Source organism: Telluria sp. ZB4P37 (genome assembly GCF_059685855.1).
Window position 1 is genome coordinate 193,268 of sequence record NZ_JCASID010000006.1, and the last position, 18,024, is coordinate 211,291.

The 18,024-nt window shown below is 63.8% G+C and carries 17 protein-coding genes and 1 pseudogene; 10 read left to right on the plus strand and 8 right to left on the minus strand.

Annotation, left to right across the window (positions count from 1 at the left end):
• Positions 1-48: 48 nt before the first annotated feature.
• The 4 genes from AC56K1_RS12800 to AC56K1_RS12815 form a co-directional block, all read right to left on the minus strand.
• Entirely contained in the window at positions 49-660 is a 612-nt protein-coding gene (locus tag AC56K1_RS12800) for a PEP-CTERM sorting domain-containing protein (RefSeq protein ID WP_497158220.1), read from the minus strand.
• A gap of 354 nt (positions 661-1,014) precedes the next feature.
• Positions 1,015-1,578, minus strand: coding sequence for a D-glycero-alpha-D-manno-heptose-1,7-bisphosphate 7-phosphatase (locus tag AC56K1_RS12805; RefSeq protein ID WP_497158221.1), 564 nt, complete (start codon positions 1,576-1,578; stop codon positions 1,015-1,017).
• Between the two features lie 145 nt (positions 1,579-1,723).
• Positions 1,724-3,091, minus strand: a complete 1,368-nt coding sequence (locus AC56K1_RS12810; RefSeq protein ID WP_497158222.1) for a glycosyltransferase — start codon at positions 3,089-3,091, stop codon at positions 1,724-1,726.
• A 24-nt stretch (positions 3,092-3,115) separates the two neighbouring features.
• Positions 3,116-4,114 carry a glycosyltransferase family 2 protein gene (locus AC56K1_RS12815; protein ID WP_497158223.1) on the minus strand — a complete coding sequence of 333 codons (999 nt, stop codon included), beginning with the start codon at positions 4,112-4,114 and terminating at the stop codon, positions 3,116-3,118.
• A gap of 232 nt (positions 4,115-4,346) precedes the next feature.
• On the opposite strand from AC56K1_RS12815, the gene AC56K1_RS12820 reads away from it, so the two are divergent.
• Positions 4,347-5,777 (plus strand): aldehyde dehydrogenase family protein, encoded by a 1,431-nt coding sequence (locus AC56K1_RS12820; RefSeq protein WP_497158224.1) that lies wholly within the window; start codon positions 4,347-4,349, stop codon positions 5,775-5,777.
• Between the two features lie 57 nt (positions 5,778-5,834).
• Here the strand turns inward: AC56K1_RS12820 and AC56K1_RS12825 are convergent, their stop codons facing one another.
• Positions 5,835-6,665 carry a hypothetical protein gene (locus AC56K1_RS12825; RefSeq protein WP_497158225.1) on the minus strand — a complete coding sequence of 277 codons (831 nt, stop codon included), beginning with the start codon at positions 6,663-6,665 and terminating at the stop codon, positions 5,835-5,837.
• A 501-nt stretch (positions 6,666-7,166) separates the two neighbouring features.
• Between AC56K1_RS12825 and AC56K1_RS12830 the strand changes: the two genes are divergently transcribed.
• From AC56K1_RS12830 to AC56K1_RS12850, 5 genes are all read left to right on the plus strand, one after another.
• Entirely contained in the window at positions 7,167-7,484 is a 318-nt protein-coding gene (locus AC56K1_RS12830) for a KGG domain-containing protein (RefSeq protein WP_497158226.1), read from the plus strand.
• Between the two features lie 166 nt (positions 7,485-7,650).
• Positions 7,651-8,058 (plus strand): hypothetical protein, encoded by a 408-nt coding sequence (locus AC56K1_RS12835; RefSeq protein ID WP_497158227.1) that lies wholly within the window; start codon positions 7,651-7,653, stop codon positions 8,056-8,058.
• 90 nt (positions 8,059-8,148) lie between these two features.
• Positions 8,149-9,270, plus strand: coding sequence for a M14 family metallopeptidase (locus tag AC56K1_RS12840; RefSeq protein ID WP_497158228.1), 1,122 nt, complete (start codon positions 8,149-8,151; stop codon positions 9,268-9,270).
• A 4-nt stretch (positions 9,271-9,274) separates the two neighbouring features.
• Entirely contained in the window at positions 9,275-9,748 is a 474-nt protein-coding gene (locus AC56K1_RS12845) for a CYTH domain-containing protein (protein ID WP_497158229.1), read from the plus strand.
• Positions 9,745-10,896: a serine hydrolase domain-containing protein gene (locus AC56K1_RS12850; protein ID WP_497158230.1), complete on the plus strand. Its 1,152-nt coding sequence runs from the start codon at positions 9,745-9,747 to the stop codon at positions 10,894-10,896. The genes AC56K1_RS12845 and AC56K1_RS12850 overlap by 4 nt, the downstream gene beginning before the upstream one ends.
• Positions 10,897-11,035: 139 nt before the next feature.
• Here AC56K1_RS12850 and AC56K1_RS12855 read toward each other — a convergent pair whose 3' ends face one another.
• A complete protein-coding gene (locus AC56K1_RS12855; protein WP_497158231.1) occupies positions 11,036-12,289 on the minus strand; it encodes a DUF2863 family protein in 1,254 nt (417 codons plus the stop codon).
• A 249-nt stretch (positions 12,290-12,538) separates the two neighbouring features.
• On the opposite strand from AC56K1_RS12855, the gene AC56K1_RS12860 reads away from it, so the two are divergent.
• The 3 genes from AC56K1_RS12860 (at position 12,539) to AC56K1_RS12870 (ending at position 16,171) form a co-directional block, all read left to right on the plus strand.
• Positions 12,539-14,881: a TonB-dependent receptor gene (locus AC56K1_RS12860; protein WP_497158232.1), complete on the plus strand. Its 2,343-nt coding sequence runs from the start codon at positions 12,539-12,541 to the stop codon at positions 14,879-14,881.
• An 88-nt stretch (positions 14,882-14,969) separates the two neighbouring features.
• Complete coding sequence (locus tag AC56K1_RS12865; protein ID WP_497158233.1) at positions 14,970-15,653, plus strand: Fe2+-dependent dioxygenase; 684 nt, start codon at positions 14,970-14,972, stop codon at positions 15,651-15,653.
• A complete protein-coding gene (locus AC56K1_RS12870; protein ID WP_497158234.1) occupies positions 15,653-16,171 on the plus strand; it encodes a GNAT family N-acetyltransferase in 519 nt (172 codons plus the stop codon). The genes AC56K1_RS12865 and AC56K1_RS12870 overlap by 1 nt, the downstream gene beginning before the upstream one ends.
• Positions 16,172-16,398: 227 nt before the next feature.
• Here AC56K1_RS12870 and AC56K1_RS12875 read toward each other — a convergent pair whose 3' ends face one another.
• Entirely contained in the window at positions 16,399-16,548 is a 150-nt protein-coding gene (locus AC56K1_RS12875) for a lmo0937 family membrane protein (RefSeq protein ID WP_497158235.1), read from the minus strand.
• 209 nt (positions 16,549-16,757) lie between these two features.
• Here AC56K1_RS12875 and AC56K1_RS12880 point away from each other — a divergent pair.
• Positions 16,758-17,050, plus strand: a pseudogene (locus AC56K1_RS12880) (pyridoxal-phosphate dependent enzyme); the annotation flags it as partial.
• Between the two features lie 512 nt (positions 17,051-17,562).
• Here the strand turns inward: AC56K1_RS12880 and AC56K1_RS12885 are convergent.
• Positions 17,563-17,958, minus strand: coding sequence for a helix-turn-helix domain-containing protein (locus tag AC56K1_RS12885; RefSeq protein WP_497158236.1), 396 nt, complete (start codon positions 17,956-17,958; stop codon positions 17,563-17,565).
• Between the last annotated feature and the right edge of the window lie 66 nt (positions 17,959-18,024).

Genomic DNA, 18,024 nt, shown 5'->3' on the forward strand with positions numbered 1-18,024 from the left:
TTGTTTCCAACCCTTTTTTTGTTTCAGGCTGCACAGCCCTTCATGCCGTCACTGACGGCTGCGGCGCCGCTGGAGGGCCAGCAGGCCGCCGGCCAGGCCGAACAAGGCGAGGGTGCCGGGTTCTGGTATGCGCACCACGAACAGTCCCGTTATCGGCGCCGCATTGAATGGCGAGACATTCACGGCTGTCGCAACGATGCGCGCACAGTTGGTATAGGCCGGGCAGCTATCGCTCAAAGGGTTGCCCTGCTCGCCGTTGCCGAGGATGGCACTCACGGACCAGCCTAGCCCCATGCCGCTCGCGCCTTGGTGGCCGTTGGAACTCCAGGTCCCCGCGTAACCGGTGCCGGGAACCGTACCGCCCAACTGATAGATGAAGTTGCTTGCTCCCGGTACTGTGGTCCTCCACCCGGAGTCGCCTTCCGAAATGCCCAATCCTTGCAGCATCAGCGCGATTTCCTGTCTCGAGGCGAGGCGGTACATGGTATTCCAGCCGCCAGCGCCGTTGTTGAAATCATTCATGCTCAGGCCGACTGTTTCGGACAGTTTCAGCCATGTCTGCGAAGACGTCTTGTACTCATCGGGATTGATGAGCGACGCATGTACGCTCACGTGCAACGTTGCGATTGCAACGCCGATTAGCGCTTGAGAGAGACGCATACCAATCCTTGATTAGTTGAAGTAACCAAAACTGAGCAACGACTGTGCCAGCGGTAGTTTTCTCTTAATAATCAGCGCTCTGCGAAAACGTGGATTGGATTGTTCTAGAGCTTGTAAGTATCTTCGACAACAATAAGGGAATGAGAAAACGAGAAGTCACTCGGTAGCCGTCAATGGCATTCAACCCATAGTGCATGTTTGCCTGATTATCTGGCGTAAGGAAGCGTAGTACAAATCATTTCCCGCGGTTGCGTAGGCCGAAAATGACCGGATCGGATCCACATTGGGAACCCCAAGCCGGCGATGTTCATGCCGGTATAGCGGGCATTTCATCATCTTCTTGCCGGGCGAGTGTCAGCGCGCCGCTTCGTGGCCGGCAATCAGCACCGCTGCCGCATACAAATCCGGCGCCATGCGCGTGGGTACCCGGCGCGGTCCCAGCCGCCATTCGGTTTCGTTGCCGTTATCGATCAGCAGGGTCCGGCACCCCGCGCGGTTGCCGGCTTCCACGTCGTGCAGGATGTCGCCCACCATCCACGATGAGCGCAAGTCGATGCCATGCTCGTTGGCCGCCTTCATCAGCATGCCGGGCGAGGGCTTGCGGCAGGCGCACACCATGGCGTAGTCGCCGACCGTGCCGAGCGGGTGATGCGGGCAATAGTAAAAGCCTTCCATGGTCAGGTTTTCGCGGAACAGCAGGTCGGCCAGCCGGTCGGCGACCGGGCCCATCGCGTCTTCGCCAAAGCAGCCGTGCGCGATGCCGGACTGGTTGGTGACGACGAAGAAGCGGTAATCGAGCCTGGCCAGAAGCCGCAGCGCGGCGCCGGCGCCGCTGACGAGCCGGATGCGGCGCGGCTCGACGTTATACGGCACGTCGTCCACCAGGGTGCCGTCCTGGTCGAAGAAAACCGCCTTCATGCCGGGAACGCTTGTCGTTGCCGGCGTCGTGGCAAAGCCTTCGTGCGCCCGGAGGATGATTCCGGATTGCCCGCCATGTCGGCGGCAGGGACCGGCTCGCCCGGCGTGGAAAAGGAAATGCTTATCGTCATGCTCGTCGGCTTCCTCAGGTTGTAAGAATGGCGGGACCCGCAGCCAGCCGGGTGTCGTCCAGCACGTCGGCGTAGATGGCAAGCAGCCGCGCGGCGACGTGGTGCCAGGTGTAGTGCTCGCAGGCGCGGCGCCGGCCGGCCTCGCCCATGGCGCGCGCCAGGTCCGGCTGGCGATGCAGCCGCGCCAGGCGCCCGGCCAATGCTTCGGGATCGCGCGAGGGAACGAGGAAGCCGGTCACGCCGTCGTCGACCTTGCTCTTCATGCCGCCGACTTCGGAGCCGATCACGGGACGTGCGCAGGCCATTGCTTCCACCGGGGTGATGCCACAGGGTTCATACCAGGGCGTGTTGGCGAATACGTTGGCAGCGCTGTACCAGTCGCGCAGCGCGGTGCGCGGCTGCTGGCCCGTGAAGCGCACCTGCGTCGCGATGCCGAGGTCGGCCGCGAGGTGGCGGAGCCGTGCCAGCTCGGGGCCATCCCTTCGGATGGCACCGCCGGCATTGCTGTCGGCATTGGCAGCCGCATTGCCACCAGGCCCGCTGCCCGCGTCCCCGCCCACCACCAGCAACTGCGCATCGAGCCCGTGCCGGTGCCGCAGCATGGCCAGGCCCTGGATGACGGTATCGACGCCCTTGCGGGGCACCAGGCGCCCCAGCTGGAGCACGGTGAAACGATGCGGGTCCAGGCCGAGGCGGGCACGGGCTTCCATCATCGGCACCGGCCACAGTTCGCCTGGCGAAAAGCCGCAGGGTGCGATCTCGATGCGAGAGGAAGGCAGGCCATGCAGCTGCGCCATGTCGGCGCGGTCTTGCAGGCAGTCGGCAATGATGCGGTCGGCCGCGCGCATGAGCTTGCTTTCGATGCGGATGCAGGCGATGGTAACGGCATCGGCCGCAACCTGGGCGCGCCGATGTGCCCGCTCGAGCGCGGGGAAGGTCACCACGAAGGGAATATCCAGCGCCTCCTTCAGATGCTGGGCAACCATGCCGGCCATGAAGAAGTTTGCATGCACGATGTCGTAGTGGCCGCTCCGGCGCCGCATGAAGCGCGCGACGAAACGCGAGAACGCGTCGACGTGCGCGAGCATCAGCTCGTTCGGCACGTAGCCGGGCGGTCCGGCCGGGACGTGGATGAGGCGGATGCTGTCGTTCAGTCGCACCACCTGCGGCTGTCCGGGCGCGTCGCGGCGCGTGAAGATGTCGACCAGATGACCGGTGCGGGCAAGTTCGTGGGCGAGCTGGCGGACGTAGAGGTGTCGGCTGCTACAGACGATGCCCCCCGGCCTTGTGCCGGGGGCGGCGCAGTCGCTGACGAGGGCGATGTGCAGGCGCCGGCCAGGCGCGCGCGGCGCGGGAATGCCCTGGACATCGTTGAGTCTCATCTTGGCTCCCTCGGCATGGCGGTCTCACGCGAAGCGGACGCGGTAGCGCACCGCCCCGGCAAGGCGCCAGAACACGCACAAGGGCGGCAGCAGGGCCGAGGTGACGATCATTTCGGCCACGTGGGAGGGGGTATGCGCCGCGCCGCGCAGGCTATGGGCGCAGCGGCGGGCGGTGAGCAGCAGCCAGGCGCCAAAGGCCAGCGCCGCCATGACCGCCATGCCGAGCAGGGCGCTGAGCAGGGCGACCAGCAGCACGCCGGCCACCAGGTAATTGTCCCAGGCGGGGCGGGGCTCGACCTTCTGGCGGTACAGTGCCGGGTGCTTCTTGTACAGCAGGGCGTCGGACTCGGCGTCGCGCACCTGCAGCAGGCTAGCGCCCCATGGCGCCGGCCCGATCGGGTGCAGGACCAGCGCCTTTGGCGCCTGCCCGATGGCGACGCCGTGTTCGAGCAGGCGGAAGTACATGTCGGCATCGGTTCCGCGCGGGACATTGAAGCGCTCGTCGAAGCCGCCGAGGCGCTCGAGCACGGACTTGCGGAAGAAGCAGCTGGCGCTGGTGAAATCGGCCGCTTCGTGCTCGCGCACGCTGCGCCGCCCATCGGCGGGGCGGGGTGGGACCAGCGTCTGGATGCGTCCGCAGACGACTTCGGTGCTGTCGTGCAAAGCCGCCAGGCCGGCGGCCAGCCAGCCGGGCTCGGGCACGGCTTCGTCGCTGGTGAAGGCGACGATGCGGGCGCGCGCAGTGCGCCAGCCGCGGTTGCGCGCAGCGGCGGGACCGTTGGGGCCGGGATTGGCGATGTAGCTCAGCCGTGGCCCGCGGTCGAGCGTGCGGGTGCGCCAGCCGGCCACCAGGTGCAGGGTGTTATGGTTGGGCTCGTCATCGATGACGACGATTTCATAGCTGTGCGGGTCGACCTGCTGGCGCACCAGGGCGTCCAGGCAGCGGTCGAGCAGGTCCATCCGGCCGCAGGCGGGCACGACTACCGATACCGCGATGCTTGCGTCATCCTTCATTGCCGGCATGTTTTGTCTCCAGGTCTTCAGGCGGCCTCTACCGTCGCGATGTGCGGACGACAGGGCCTGTTGCCTGGGGTTGGAGTGGACGGGTACGGCCGGGTTCCTTTGTCGTGATGCGGCTTGGAGGTGGATCAAGGTCCGGGCCGGTCGGGCCCTGAACGCGAAATTGCTGGCGAACCCGTGCAGGCTGTGGTTTGCTACACTGGCCGCTTGTGTTTTTCATGACAACAGGAGCGACATGAAACAACTGTATATCGACGGCCGCTGGCTTGACGGCGCCACGTCCATCACTACGCGCAGCCCGTCCGATCGCAGCGACGTGGTCGGCGAGTACGCCAGCGCCGGCGCCGAACACGCCGCGCTGGCCGTGGCGGCGGCCCATGCGGCGGCGCCCGGCTGGGCGATGTCCGGCGTGCAAATGCGTGCCGACGCGCTCGACGCAATCGGCAGCGAGCTGCTGGCCCGCAAGAGCGAGCTGGGCAACCTGCTGGCGCGCGAAGAGGGCAAGACGCTGCCGGAAGCCATCGGCGAGGTCGGCCGCGCCGGCGCGATCTTCAAGTTCTATGCCCAGGAAGCGCTGCGCGTGCGCGGCGACCGGCTGGCGTCGGTGCGGCCCGGTGTCGAGGTCGACGTCACGCGCGAGCCGGTCGGCGTGGTCGGCATCATCGCGCCGTGGAATTTCCCGATTGCGATCCCGGCCTGGAAGATCGCACCGGCACTGGCCTACGGCAACACGGTCGTGTTCAAGCCGGCCGAGATCGTGCCGGGCAGCGCCTGGGCGCTGGCCGAGATCATCAGCCGCGCGGGCCTGCCGCCGGGCGTTTTCAACCTGGCGATGGGGCCGGGCAGGGTGGTGGGCGAAACCATGCTGAACGACACAAGGGTGAACGCGATCAGCTTTACCGGCTCGACTGCTACCGGCGAGCGCGTGATGCTGGCCTGCGCGCGGCGCCGGGCTCGCGTACAGCTGGAAATGGGCGGCAAGAACCCGCTGGTGGTGCTGGCCGATGCCGACCTGGATGTTGCCGTCAATGCGGCGATCCAGGGCGCCTTCTTTTCCACCGGCCAGCGCTGCACGGCCTCGTCGCGCCTGATCGTCGACGAAGCCGTGTACGGTCGCTTCGTCGATACGATGGCCGGGCGTATGGCGGCGCTCAAAGTCGGGCACGCCCTGGGGCAGGGGATCGATATCGGTCCGGTGGTCGACGCCTCGCAGCTGGAGCAGGACTTGTCGTATATCGGGATTGCGAAGGAAGAGGGGGCGCGCCTGGTCTGCGGCGGCGAGCGCCTGCAGCGCGAGACCGATGGTTATTTCCTCAGTCCGGCATTATTCGCCGATTGCGATCCCGGCATGCGGCATGCGCGCGAAGAAATCTTCGGCCCGGTGGCATCGGTGATCCCGGCCAAGGGCTATGAACACGCGCTGGCGCTGGCCAACGATACCGAGTTCGGCCTGACCGCAGGCATCTGCACGACTTCGCTCAAGCACGCCAGCCACTTCAAGCGGCATGCGAAAGCGGGGATGGTGATGGTTAATTTGCCGACTGCTGGCGTGGATTACCACGTGCCCTTCGGCGGCACCAAGGCATCGAGCTACGGCCCGCGCGAACAAGGCAGTCATGCAGTGGAGTTCTTTACGACCGTGAAGACGAGCTACACGGCGCCGTAAGCCCATGAAGAATGGGCGGCACGGCCGCCCATTCGATGAAACGGTCACACAGCCCCATCAACCCCGCGAGAATCCGGTGTCATCATCCATCTTGCGGTCGCCCGCCAGCTGGTTCGCACCCGCCGGGCTCTTCGGCAGTCCGCCGCCCAGGTCGTTTGAATCGCGCACCGGATTCTTTTCCGCATCCACGCTCTGCGCCGGCAGCCAGCCCGGCTCGTCGCTGGTCGGGCCGCTGTTGCCGGGGCTGCGCGGCAGGCCGCCGGAGACGTCGTTCGACTGGTGCACGTCACGGCTGCCGGCATCGCGCGCGCCGGTGCCGGTCTGCGAGCCGCCGCGGTCGGTGCTCTTCTGGGCATTGCCTTGCTGCGCATTGCCTTGCTGTGCGTTGCCCTGCTGCGTATTTCCCTGCTGATGTGGTGTCGCCATGCCTGTCCCTTCGCCGCCACGCATGGCGCTTTGCTGGTTGGAATAAAAGCCCGGTCCCGCCGGGGCCTGGTAGGTACCCGGCGCCACGTCATGATGGCGACCGAGCGAACCGCCCTGCAGTTCCGGCTGCGCCGGGTTTTGCGGGTTCATCGCTTGTGCGGCCTGGCTATTTCCCTGCTGGGTCGCGGGATGCGCATGCAGGTCGGTGCCGGAATGCTTGTCGCGGCGGCCCACCGGTTGCTCGAGCATGCCCCAGGCGCCGGAGTGTTGTTCCATCTGGCGCTGGTGGCTGTCGGTGATGCCTTGCTGCGGGCCGGTGCCGCCGGTCTGCTGGCTCTGCATCGAGCCGCCCGGCAGGTCGGCTTGCACCGCGCCGGCCAGCGTGCTCTCGTTGCCGGCACGGCCACCATCTTCAGCGGCGACGTCCTGCTGGCCCATGCGGGACGGATCTTGCCCGGCCATTTCGTTATCCCCTCGGATGGATTGCTGCTGGTTTGCTCCTTTGGGGTAGGTATGATCCATCGGGCCAGTGGTAGTGTTGCCCTTGGAGCCAGGCGTCCATTTTTCATTCGCGCCGTTATTAGTCTGGTTATTGACCTCGCTACGTTGGTTCGCATCCATATCGACTCCTTTGTATGTGCGGCGGCGCGGCCGCATAAGGCCATGACCAGCGCCGCCTGATATTGCCATCATGCGCGTGCCCGCGTCGATTCAGTATAGGAAGACGTAGGGGTGCTGTGTAGGACTCTTACTGAAGGGTTTGTTGTCGACTGGAAGGGAACTTTCACTGGTGCATTTTCTGTCGCGTGAAGTCCTACAAAGTCATCTGAAAGTGTCCTATACCCTCATCAATCAGGCGTGCCTAAGATGACTTTCGCCGTCCGCTCATCGGGGAACGACTTGCGGGCGGCAAAGCCTGCCGCACGAAGCGGCGGTTCAAAAGTGAACAGGGAGAAGATGATCATGGCCTCGAGTAACCAGGGTAACAAGCAAGGAAGCAACCAGGGTGGTAACAGCCAGAGCAGCGGCACCCGCAACCGCGGTTTCGCATCGATGGATCCGGCCCGGCAGCGTGAAATCGCCAGCCAGGGTGGCAAGGCCGCCCACGCCAAGGGCACCGCGCACGAATTCACTTCGGAAGAAGCTCGCCGCGCAGGCAGCATGAGCCATGGCAACCGCCAGTCAGCCAGCGCCGGTTCGGGCGGCGCTTCGCGCTCGAGCTCGCCGGCCAAGGGCCGCCAAGGCCCGCAGGGCGGCAACCGCGGCGGCTCGAAAGAGTAAGCCGGCATCTGGGGCTGCACCGGGCCGGGGGGCCGGGAAGCAGCCCTGCGAATACCAATGGGGAGCCTCGCCGGCTCCCCGTTTTGTTTCTGATACCACACAATTGGGCGATGGGATGCGGTAGAATCGCTGCGCCTTTTTCAACCTTTTCAGCAGGGACATCGTCGTGAAACCAGCGGTAATTCGTCAAGCCAAGAGCATCTCCATGTCGTGCGACCGGGTCGGTAACCTGTTGCTCACCAAGTTCTCCACCAAGGGCGCCAGCGACGTGTGCATCCAGCTGCCTGCCACGATCGTGTTCTGGCTGCTCAAGCACCTGCCGGTCAACCGCGATCCGCAACTGGCGGCGCCACCTGCGCCGCCCGTCATCACGCAGCAGGACTGGGACAATCCCTACACCCCGCGCGTTGAATACGTGATGTGCAAGGAACTGCCTGGTGCGATCCGCATGCACTTTGCGCTCAACAGCAAGGAAGACCTGACGGTGGTGCTGGACCGCAGCAACGTCGAGCTGATGCGCCAGATCATGGGAATGTACGCCGCCAGGGACCTGATCGACCTCGACGCGCAATGATCCAGCGCCAAGGGACCAGGTGCGCGCAGTATCGGCCCGCGCCAGTCCGGTAGGATGCGATTCGTTTGAACCGACAATGAAGGATTCACCATGCCCATCAAAATCAGCCAGAGCTTCGATTCCGGCGCCATCGACGTCGTCAGCGCCGCCAACGCCAAGGCGATCGACCTGAACCTGCGTGCCGATTCGAACGCCGACATCCACCAGTGGTTCCACTTTCGCCTGCAGGGCGCGCGTGGCCAAGCTTGCACGATGCGTTTCCTCAATGCCGGCCAGGCGACTTATCCGAAGGGCTTCGAGGGCTACCAGGTCGCGGCGAGCTACGACACCGAAAACTGGTTCCGTGTGCCGACCACGTTTGATGGCCAGGTCATGACGGTGAACCACACGCCCGAGCTCGACAGCATCTATTACGCCTATTTCGAGCCCTATTCCTGGGAGCGCCACCTGCGCCTGCTGGGTGAAGTCGCCGAGAACCCGATCGCGCGCGTGCTCGATATCGGCACCACCTTAGAGGGCCGCGACATGAACCTGGTCGTGATCGGCAACCCGCAAGCGGAAAAGAAGATCTGGGTCATCGCGCGTCAGCATCCGGGCGAAACCATGGCCGAGTGGTATGTCGAAGGCATGATGGATGCGCTGCTCGACAGTTCCAATCCGGTCTCGCGCAAACTCCTGCAGCGCGCCGTCTTCTACATCGTGCCGAACATGAACCCGGACGGATCGGTGCGCGGCAACCTGCGCACCAACGCGGCCGGCGCCAACCTCAACCGCGAGTGGATGACGCCTTCGCTCGAGCGCAGCCCCGAAGTGCTGTGCGTGAAGAACAAGATCCATGAGACTGGCGTCGACATGTTCTTCGACATCCATGGCGACGAGGCATTGCCGTACAACTTCGTGGCCGGCAACGAGATGCTGGCGGACTTCACGCCGGAACGCCAGGCGCGCCAAAGCGCTTTCGTGCAGCAATACATGGCGGCCAGCCCGGACTTCCAGAACGTCTATGGCTACGCGGCCAGCAAGTACAACGAAGAGCTCCTGACGCTGGCGTCGAAGTACATCGGCCATACCTTCAAATGCCTGTCCCTGACCCTGGAAATGCCGTTCAAGGACAATGCCGACCTGCCGGACCCGCACACCGGCTGGAACGGTGCGCGTAGCGCGGCGCTCGGCGCGGCAATCCTGCAGCCGATCCTGCAGTCGCTGGACTGACCAAGTGGGCGTCGAGATCGAGCGCAAGTTCCTGGTTGCAGGCGAAGCCTGGCGTGCGCTGGGCGAGGCAACCCTGCTGCGACAGGGCTACCTGAACACCGATCCGGCGCGCACGGTGCGCGTGCGCATCGAGGGCAACACCGGTGTGCTCACCATCAAAAGCAAGAACGTCGGCGCCAGCAGGGGAGAATGGGAATACGCCATTCCCCTGCTTGACGCCGAGGAAATGCTCGACACCCTGTGCGAGCGGCCGCTGGTCGAAAAAATCCGGCGCCGCATCGACCACGCCGGCTTCACCTGGGAAGTCGATGAGTTCCTGGGCGAGAACGCCGGCCTGGTGGTGGCCGAAATCGAGTTGCCGTCCGAAGACGCCGAATTCAACAAGCCCGACTGGATCGGCCAGGAAGTCACGGGCGAGAAGCGCTACTACAACTCCAGCCTGATCCGTTCCCCATATTCCCAATGGACCACTTCATGACTTTTGTTTCCCGCCGCAGCTTGCTGGCCTTGTGCCTGGCTGCGCTGCTGCCGGCCACCGCCGGCGCTGCATCGCCCATTGCCTCTCCTTATTTCCCGCCGCAAGGCGAGTGGGCCCGCAAGTCGCCTGCCGAACTCGGCATGGATCCCGCAGCGCTCGCCGCTGCCGTGCAGTTCGCGCAGTCGCACGAAACCACGCGCGCCGTGGATTTCTCGGACCAGGAAGCTACTTTTGGTGCCCGCCTCGGCTCGATGCCAACCCAGCGCGCCCGCACCAACGGGCTGGTAATTTATAAAGGCTATGTGGTGGCGGAATTTGGCGACACGCAGTTTGTCGACCCGACCTATTCGGTGGCTAAGAGCATGCTGGCAACCGTCGCGGGCGTGGCCGTGCGCGATGGTCGGATCAAAGTCGACGAAGCGGTCGCGACGCGCGTGAACGACGGCGGCTATACGTCGCCACAGAACGCCGGGATCACCTGGAAGCAGCACCTGCAGCAGGAATCCGAGTGGGAAGGCAGCCTGTTCGGCAAGAATGCCGACTTCATCGGCAAGGCGGCCTTCGGCGCGGGCGAGCGCAAGCCACGCACCCTGGGGCAGCCGGGCAGCTTCTACGAGTACAACGACGTGCGCATCAACCGTTTCGCGCTGTCGCTGCTGCGCGTGTTCGGCCAGCCGGTGCCGGAGGTGTTCCAGCAGCAAATCATGGACCCGATCGGCGCCTCCAATAGCTGGAAATGGGTTCCCTACCATAACAGCTACGTGGACCTGAACGGCAAGCCGGTAGCATCGGTCAGCGGCGGCACGCGCTGGGGCGGCGGCATGTGGATCAATTCCTGGGACATGGCGCGCTTCGGCTACCTGTGGCTGCGCGGCGGCGCATGGAACGGCAAGCAGGTGGTGCAGCCGGACTACGTGAAGGCCGCCTTGACGCCAAGTGCGCACGGGCCCGACTACGGCTATCTCTGGTGGCTCAATACCAAGGGCAAGAATCTGCCGGGCATGCCGACCAATGCCTATGCGGCGCAAGGAGCCGGCAGCAATACCATCCTCGTCTCGCCCGATCATGATCTCGTGATCGTCTGGCGCTGGCATGCCGGCAATGTCGCCGACTTCGCCACCAAGGTCATCAAGACCATCCGCCGCTAGCAGCAGTCCCAGGCCGCTGCACGGGCCGATCTCTACACGGCAGCCGCAGGGTAACTTGCGCTGCCGTGATTCATTTCCGCTTTCCCCATGCTGACGATGGAAAAACCCGCGCAGGCCGGCAGGCCGCGCGGACAGCACATCAATGAAAGTGCTCGGTCCCTGGCGGCGCGTCTTCCGGCATCTCGGCATGCACCAGCTCGCCCGTCGGGTCGGCGAACAGCGGGCCGCCGCAGTCGTCGCAGTACTCGGCCGGGTAGCGTTCGCTGATCCGTTTGATGTGCGTGATGCCGGCTTCGTTCAGGTGGGCCACGATGTCGTTGATCGGGGTCAGCGTCGCAGGGGCGATGGCGAACGGGCCTTCCATCGGGGTGCCGTTCTCATCTTCCTGGCCGTAGAGCGGCCAGACGATGCCGTACATGACGTCGGTGTCCTGGCGGATCGTGAACGACACACGGTATTCGTCGATCTGGATATCCGGCGCCTCTTCGCCGAAGCCGGCGATCACGGCGCGCAGGTCGGAGGCTTCGACGTCGAGCGTGTGGGTCAGGTAGTGCACGGCAGCGCGGATCGAGATGGGGCGGATCAATTTATCCGCTTCACGGCAGGCCACGTAATAGGCTTCCGGCAGCAGCAGCTCGACGCCGCAGCCCGGCATCAGGCGCGCGATGTTGGCGGTGCCCTGGGCACGCCATTGCTCGAGCGCGCGGTTGCGTTCTTCGGCGAAACCGACGTGGTGCTGCGGCTCTTGCCAGCGGAACATCGGCGCGCCCATCGGCGCGATGATCGCCACCAGCAGATAGCGGGTGTCGGCCAGGAACGGCGCGGTTTCTTCCACGCGGGTGGCGGATTTGATCGTCGTACCCTTGTGGGCGGCGCCAGCCAGCTTGTGCGTCAACGCATAGGTTTCGGCATGGGTACGCGGCAACTGGTCGATCGAGTACAGCGAGGGCGCCATCGCCAGGCGGGTGCCTTCGGCGAGCAGGTGGGCCGAGAAATGCGCTTGCAGGGTGGCCAGCATGTCGCCAGGGATGTTGCCAGAGGCGATATTGAAGCGGGTCCAGGCGAGCACCGGCGCGGCCACCAGCAGGGCCTGCCAGGTGACTTCCTTGCCGTCCTGCTGCTCCACCATGGTGGCCGATTCGCTGACCGCCTCGACCGCATCCATCAGCACGTCGTACGAGGCGAGATCGTCCTTGAACAGGGCGTTCAGCGCGGCGTCGATGCTGTCCTGGTGGTTGGTCTTGAGCAGCTTTTGCAGTTGCGTGTCCAGTTGGCGCTCCCAGGTCCGTTCCTCGACGCGGCTGGCGGCCTGCATGATGGCTTGCGCGACGCTGACGAGACGCTGGCTTTCGGCGGACAGTTTAGGGGATGAATCTTTGGAAGGACGACGCATGGCGCTGGGGATTCTCTTTTTTGGAAAGGTGTGTTGAAGGTCATGATAAACCCTAGTCCCGGTTATTGTAGTTGATTCGGCTACATGCCATGACACAAGCCCCCCCTCGGAGGGACAAACCGCGGGAAGAGCTCATCCAGGCTTGCAAAAATCCGCAATAGAAACGATAATGCGAATCGTTCTCATTTATATTCAGACCGATTAATTTACTCGTCCGCCACTTTGACGACAATCACGACCAAAAAAAACATGACCACGATTACGCCGCAGGCCAGCAGCCCCTTCATCAAGAGCAAGAAGCACACCCAGAAGCACACCCGTCTTTCCGCGCCGGCCCTGTCGGGTCCCGCGCTGGCCGTGCTTGCCACGCTGGCGATGCCGCTGGCCCATGCCGACGAAGCGCCTGAGCTGCTTGATAACGCCAACCTGCCGAAAGTGATCGTCAGAACCGGCCCGGACCGCTCGGTGCAGGGTCCGAACCGCTCTGCATCCGACAAGTTCACCGCGCCGCTGCTGGACACCCCGAAATCGATCACCGTGGTCACGTCCGAGACGATTTCGCAGACCGGCGCCGTATCGCTGACCGACGCACTGCGCACCGTGCCGGGCATTACCATCGGCGCCGCCGAAGGCGGCAACCCGGTGGGCGACAACCTGTTCATCCGCGGCTACAACGCCCAGACCGACACCTATGTCGACGGCGTGCGCGATTCGGGTTCGCAGTCGCGCGAGATCTTCGCGATCGAGCAGATCGAGGTGGTCAAAGGTCCAAACTCGGCGCTGGGCGGACGCTCGTCGGCCGGCGGCGGCATCAACATCGTCACCAAGACCGCCAAGGAATACGACTTCAACAACGCCACCGTGGGCATCGGCACCGACCAATATCGCCGCGTTACCGGCGACGTGAACCGCGTTCTGGGCAACAACGCCGCCTTCCGCCTGAACGTGATGGCCCACGAAAACAAGGTCGCCGGCCGCAACGTGGTCGGCGGCGAGCGCTGGGGCATCGCCCCGAGCGTCACCTTCGGCCTTACCGGCCCCACCCGCGCGACCCTGAGCTATTACCACATGGAGAGCAGCGAGATCCCGGACACCGGCATCCCGTTCAATAACCCGTTCACGACCGGCGCCAATGTGGCCCGCAATGGCGGCGGCACCCCGTACACTGTGGACCGCGAAGCCTTCTACGGCCTGGCCAACCGCGACTTTCGCGACACCGAGACCGATGTCGCCACCGTCGACCTGCACCACGAGTTCAGCCCCAGCCTGGCGCTGCGCAACGTGACCCGCTACGGCAAGAGCGGCCAGGATTATGTCTGGACCCAGCCGGACGACTCGAAGGGCAATGTCGCCCTGTACGGCACCGTCTGGCGCCGCGCCAACACCCGCGTGGTCGACACCGAGACCATCGCCAACTCCACCAGCCTGGGCGGCACCTGGAACGCGGCGGGCATGAAGCACAGCTTCAACGTCGGCGTCGAGTTCTCGGGCGAGCAGACGGACCGCGGCAGCTATGTCTTCACCCCGGGCACCAACAACCCGCTCACCAAGACCTTCACCTGCCCGACCGCAGGCGCGCCGACCCTGTACAACTGCACCACCCTGGTCAACCCGAACCCGTACGAACCCTGGGCTTACACCCGCGCCCAGTCGCCGCTGCTGACCAGCGTCGAGACCAGCACCCGCGCCGTATACGGCTTCGACACCATCGAATTCACCCCGCAGTGGCAGCTGAACCTGGGCGCGCGCTGGGATGATTTCCGCACCGAGCTGCATACCCCGGCCGCAGGCACCACCGCCGCGGTGCGTGCACGGGTCGATACCAATTTCGACACTTACCAGGCCGGCCTGGTGTACAAGCCGAAGGCCAACGGCAGCGTCTACCTGTCCTGGGCCACGTCGGCCACGCCGCCGGGCAACGACGGCGGCGACGGCCTGGATCCGCTCACCGCGGCAGTGCAGAACCTGCAGCCGCAGAAGAGCCGCAACATCGAGCTGGGCACCAAGTGGGAAGTGCTGCCGGGTGGCCGCCTGTCGCTGAGCGCAGCCGTGTTCAAGAGCGACATGGACAATGCCCGCGTCACCGCACCGGACGGCACCACCCAGAACGTCGGCCGCAAGGAACTCAAGGGCGTCGAGCTGGGCTTCTCGGGCCGCCTCACCACTGCCTGGACCGTGTTCGGCGGCTACACCTACCTGGACGGCGTCATTGCCGACAACGGTTTCGTCAACACCGGCACCACGGCAAGCCCGCGCTGGACCCCGTCGCCGTTCAACGGCAATGCCTTCCCGACCACGCCAAAGCACAGCGCCTCGCTGTGGACGACCTATGCGCTGAACAAATCGCTGACGGTCGGCGGCGGCGCCAACTTCGCGGACCGCCAGTTCGCCAACATCAACAACACCAAGTTCGCCCCAGCCTATACCCGCTTCGATGCGATGGCGACTTACACCCTGAACCCGAGCGTGTCGTTCCAGCTCAATATCCAGAACCTGACGGACAAGCTGTACTTCGACCGCGTCTCGTCGCCGCACTATGCGGGCGTGGGCGCCGGCCGTTCGGCCAGCTTGATGGCCAACCTCAAGTTCTGATTTCTCCCGCACCACCCCCGCCGGGCAACCGGATTCGCCCTCCTGATATTATCGGGAGGGCTTTTTTCTTCGTCGAAGGAATCGAATCATGATGCTGCATATTCCTGGTGTGCTCACGCGCGGGCAGGTAGCCACTATCCGCGCGCGGATGGAGGGGGCGCCGGAATGGGTGGACGGCCGCGAGAGCGTCGGCCCGCAGGGCGCACGGGTGAAACGCAACCGCCAGCTCAAGGAAGGCTCGCCGCTCGCCGTGGAACTGGGGCAGGCGGTGAGCAGCGCCCTGATGGCCAACCCGCTGTTCTTTTCCAGCGTGCTGCCGCTGCGCGTGCTGGCGCCGTATTTCAATGCCTACGGCGGGGGAGAGCACTACGGCCTGCACGTGGACGGCGCGGTGCGCGCCCAGCGCGGCGGCTTGCCGCCGGTGCGCGCGGACGTCTCGACCACCGTCTTCCTGAGCGAGCCTGAAGACTATGATGGCGGCGAGCTGGTGGTGGTCGACGCCTACGGCACCCACGAAGTCAAACTGCCGGCAGGCGATGCAATCGTGTATCCGTCGGGGAGCCTGCACCAGGTGCTGCCGGTGACGCGCGGCGAGCGGGTGGCTTCTTTTCTGTGGACCCAGAGCATGGTGCGCGACGATGCCAGGCGCGCGATGCTGTTCGAGCTGGACGCGAATATCCAGAAGCTGCGCGCGGCGCATGGCGAAACCGAAGCGGTAGTCGGCATCACGGGGCATTATCACAACCTGTTGCGGATGTGGGCGGAGATGTGATGATCCTGGTCCCGCCAGCGCATCTTGACGCCGCGTCCCTGCTTGCTTTCGAGCTGGACAACCGCCCCTTTTTTGAGGCGACCATCAATGCGCGGCCCGCCGGCTACTACTCGCTCGAGGGCGTGCAGGCGTCGATCAGCAGCGCGATGGCCGACGCGATGGTCGACCGCGGTTACCAGTTCCTGCTCAAGGACGACACCGGGGCGATATTGGGCAGGGCAAACCTGAGTGCGGTGAAGAGGGCACATTTTCATTCGGCCGTCCTGGGCTACCGTATCGGCGAATCCGCGTGCGGCAAGGGCTGCGCCCGAGAAGCGGTGCGTCAAATCCTCGACATCGCCTTCGTCAAGCTGCGCCTGGCAAGGATCGAAGCAGACTGCCGCGTCGATAACGAGGCGTCGAGGCGCGTGTTGCTGCGTAATGGGTTTGTGCAGTTCGGGCATTCCCGGCGCAGTTTCGAGCTTGGGGGCGTGTGGCATGATCGGCTGCATTTCGAATGCCATGCGCCGGAGATGTAGAGCGAAGGACGGATAGCAACGCCATCGGATTCGCTAGCTGTACCCATCCCCGCACCTGAATAAACGTCACTCCCGCCTGCGCGGGAACGACGGTCTTGGAGTTAACGGTGCTCCATCTGCGCCCATTCAATCGAGCCTGAGTGCGCAACGACGTCGCGCCATCTCCAAAAACAAAAGGCCGGAATCCTTATAGGTTCCGGCCTTTTTCAATTACGAGCTGGTGTTCGTCAAAGCACTTTTCGGCCCGTGAACAGGCGGATCAGGATGACGACGACGGCAACGACCAGCAGGATGTGGATCAGTCCACCGGCGGCCACGGAAGTGACCATGCCGAGCAGCCACAGGACGAGGAGGATGATTGCAATGGTATATAGCATGATGATTCTTTCGCTTTGGTGAGGGAGGTGCAAACCTGCGTGCTGGCTGCTTTCCCGATGACCCATCTTCTCTCTTGTTGGCCGCCTCTTCCGTGCGTTGCCGAACTGAACGCTTGTTTTTATGATAATTTTCGGGCGATCGCGCGGGAAGCCGCGATCGCCATACGGCATGTCGGATGACGTCGTAGTGAAAAAGTAGGGTGTTAATCCTACAGCCGGCGCAGCGGCAGCGTGGCGTCATCTGCGCCTCTGCGGGCAACCATGCGCAAGGTGTCGCGCTGTCGGCCTCGCTGCTGCGCTGCCGCGCGCTGATCGTCATGCCAACTACGACACCCGCCGTGAGGATCGACGCGGTGAGGCAGCACGGCGGTGCCTTTGTCGACATCGTGCTCCATGGGAATCGTATACCGACGCGTTCAGGCATGCCCATATGCTGGAGACCGAACTGCAATTGAACTTCGTGCATCCTTTCGACGATCCCGACGTCATTGCTGGACAGGGGAACTGTGCACACAACTGTCACTGATCAGGCTGCTCTTTGTCAATTCAACATACCTGCGGTTAGCACGAATTTTACACATAAGAAACTCTTGCAAGAACGCCCTCAATTATTGTGGTCACGTTCAGACCAGTACTGAGAATAATAACTGTTCAGACAACGTGGTTGACAACACTGGCCCAGACACTTTCGACCGAATCAGTGAACTTTCAATGGCGCCCGAAAGGGCTCATGTGACACTTCGATCGAAAGGTTATGGTAAGTCATGGATGCCATTAGATGAGATCGCAACACTGGTTCCAAATAAACCAGAACTAGGCAAAGGTTAGAAACTTATCGTGCGGGGGATGTCTTTAACCGTTGCCCCAGCCCGTCAGGTGACATAGAGTCAAGACCTCCAAGCTGACGCGAGCTCAATATGAGCCCGAAGGGTAATCCTGGACGCAGCGACTTCGAGCGTTTGCATCAACGTGCGCAGCTGCGCCGCTATCAGGCGAGCCGATTCGCTCGGATGGTCATCTGTTGAGTTTGGCAGCGCCCTGCAGCCCCAGAAGGCGCTGGAAAGTCGGACACTCCATATGAGTCGGCGCCGGACAGGCGGCGGCGTGGCGCAAGCCGTCGCGCATGGCGATAAGCTTGCGGATGGTGACATCGAGTTCATCCGCTTTGCTGCTGAGCATGCCGCGGTCTATCTGCGGACCACCATCGGGCCCGAACATCGCTGCAATCTCGTCCAATGAAAAACCGGCGGCACGGCCCAGCCTGATCAGGGCCAGCCGCTGCAGTACATCATTGCCGAACAACCGGCGCAGGCCCCGTCTTCCAACCGCGCTGATCAATCCCTTCTCCTCATAAAACCGCAGTGCCGAGGTCGATATTCCGGAACGCCGTGCCACTTCCCCAATGTCCATGTTATTTCCCTTGACTTCAAGTTGACTTGAAGTCGTACGCTACCAGTACTGCATAACAAACGCAAA

Excerpts from the sequence above, each read along its gene's own strand:
- AC56K1_RS12800 (WP_497158220.1), bottom strand. The coding sequence starts at position 660 with ATGCGTCTCTCTCAAGCGCTAATCGGCGTTGCAATCGCAACGTTGCAC.
- AC56K1_RS12805 (WP_497158221.1), bottom strand. The coding sequence starts at position 1,578 with ATGAAGGCGGTTTTCTTCGACCAGGACGGCACCCTGGTGGACGACGTG.
- AC56K1_RS12810 (WP_497158222.1), bottom strand. The coding sequence starts at position 3,091 with ATGAGACTCAACGATGTCCAGGGCATTCCCGCGCCGCGCGCGCCTGGC.
- AC56K1_RS12815 (WP_497158223.1), bottom strand. The coding sequence starts at position 4,114 with ATGCCGGCAATGAAGGATGACGCAAGCATCGCGGTATCGGTAGTCGTG.
- AC56K1_RS12820 (WP_497158224.1), top strand. The coding sequence starts at position 4,347 with ATGAAACAACTGTATATCGACGGCCGCTGGCTTGACGGCGCCACGTCC.
- AC56K1_RS12825 (WP_497158225.1), bottom strand. The coding sequence starts at position 6,665 with ATGGCCGGGCAAGATCCGTCCCGCATGGGCCAGCAGGACGTCGCCGCT.
- AC56K1_RS12830 (WP_497158226.1), top strand. The coding sequence starts at position 7,167 with ATGGCCTCGAGTAACCAGGGTAACAAGCAAGGAAGCAACCAGGGTGGT.
- AC56K1_RS12840 (WP_497158228.1), top strand. The coding sequence starts at position 8,149 with ATGCCCATCAAAATCAGCCAGAGCTTCGATTCCGGCGCCATCGACGTC.
- AC56K1_RS12850 (WP_497158230.1), top strand. The coding sequence starts at position 9,745 with ATGACTTTTGTTTCCCGCCGCAGCTTGCTGGCCTTGTGCCTGGCTGCG.
- AC56K1_RS12855 (WP_497158231.1), bottom strand. The coding sequence starts at position 12,289 with ATGCGTCGTCCTTCCAAAGATTCATCCCCTAAACTGTCCGCCGAAAGC.
- AC56K1_RS12860 (WP_497158232.1), top strand. The coding sequence starts at position 12,539 with ATGACCACGATTACGCCGCAGGCCAGCAGCCCCTTCATCAAGAGCAAG.
- AC56K1_RS12865 (WP_497158233.1), top strand. The coding sequence starts at position 14,970 with ATGATGCTGCATATTCCTGGTGTGCTCACGCGCGGGCAGGTAGCCACT.
- AC56K1_RS12870 (WP_497158234.1), top strand. The coding sequence starts at position 15,653 with ATGATCCTGGTCCCGCCAGCGCATCTTGACGCCGCGTCCCTGCTTGCT.
- AC56K1_RS12875 (WP_497158235.1), bottom strand. The coding sequence starts at position 16,548 with ATGCTATATACCATTGCAATCATCCTCCTCGTCCTGTGGCTGCTCGGC.
- AC56K1_RS12885 (WP_497158236.1), bottom strand. The coding sequence starts at position 17,958 with ATGGACATTGGGGAAGTGGCACGGCGTTCCGGAATATCGACCTCGGCA.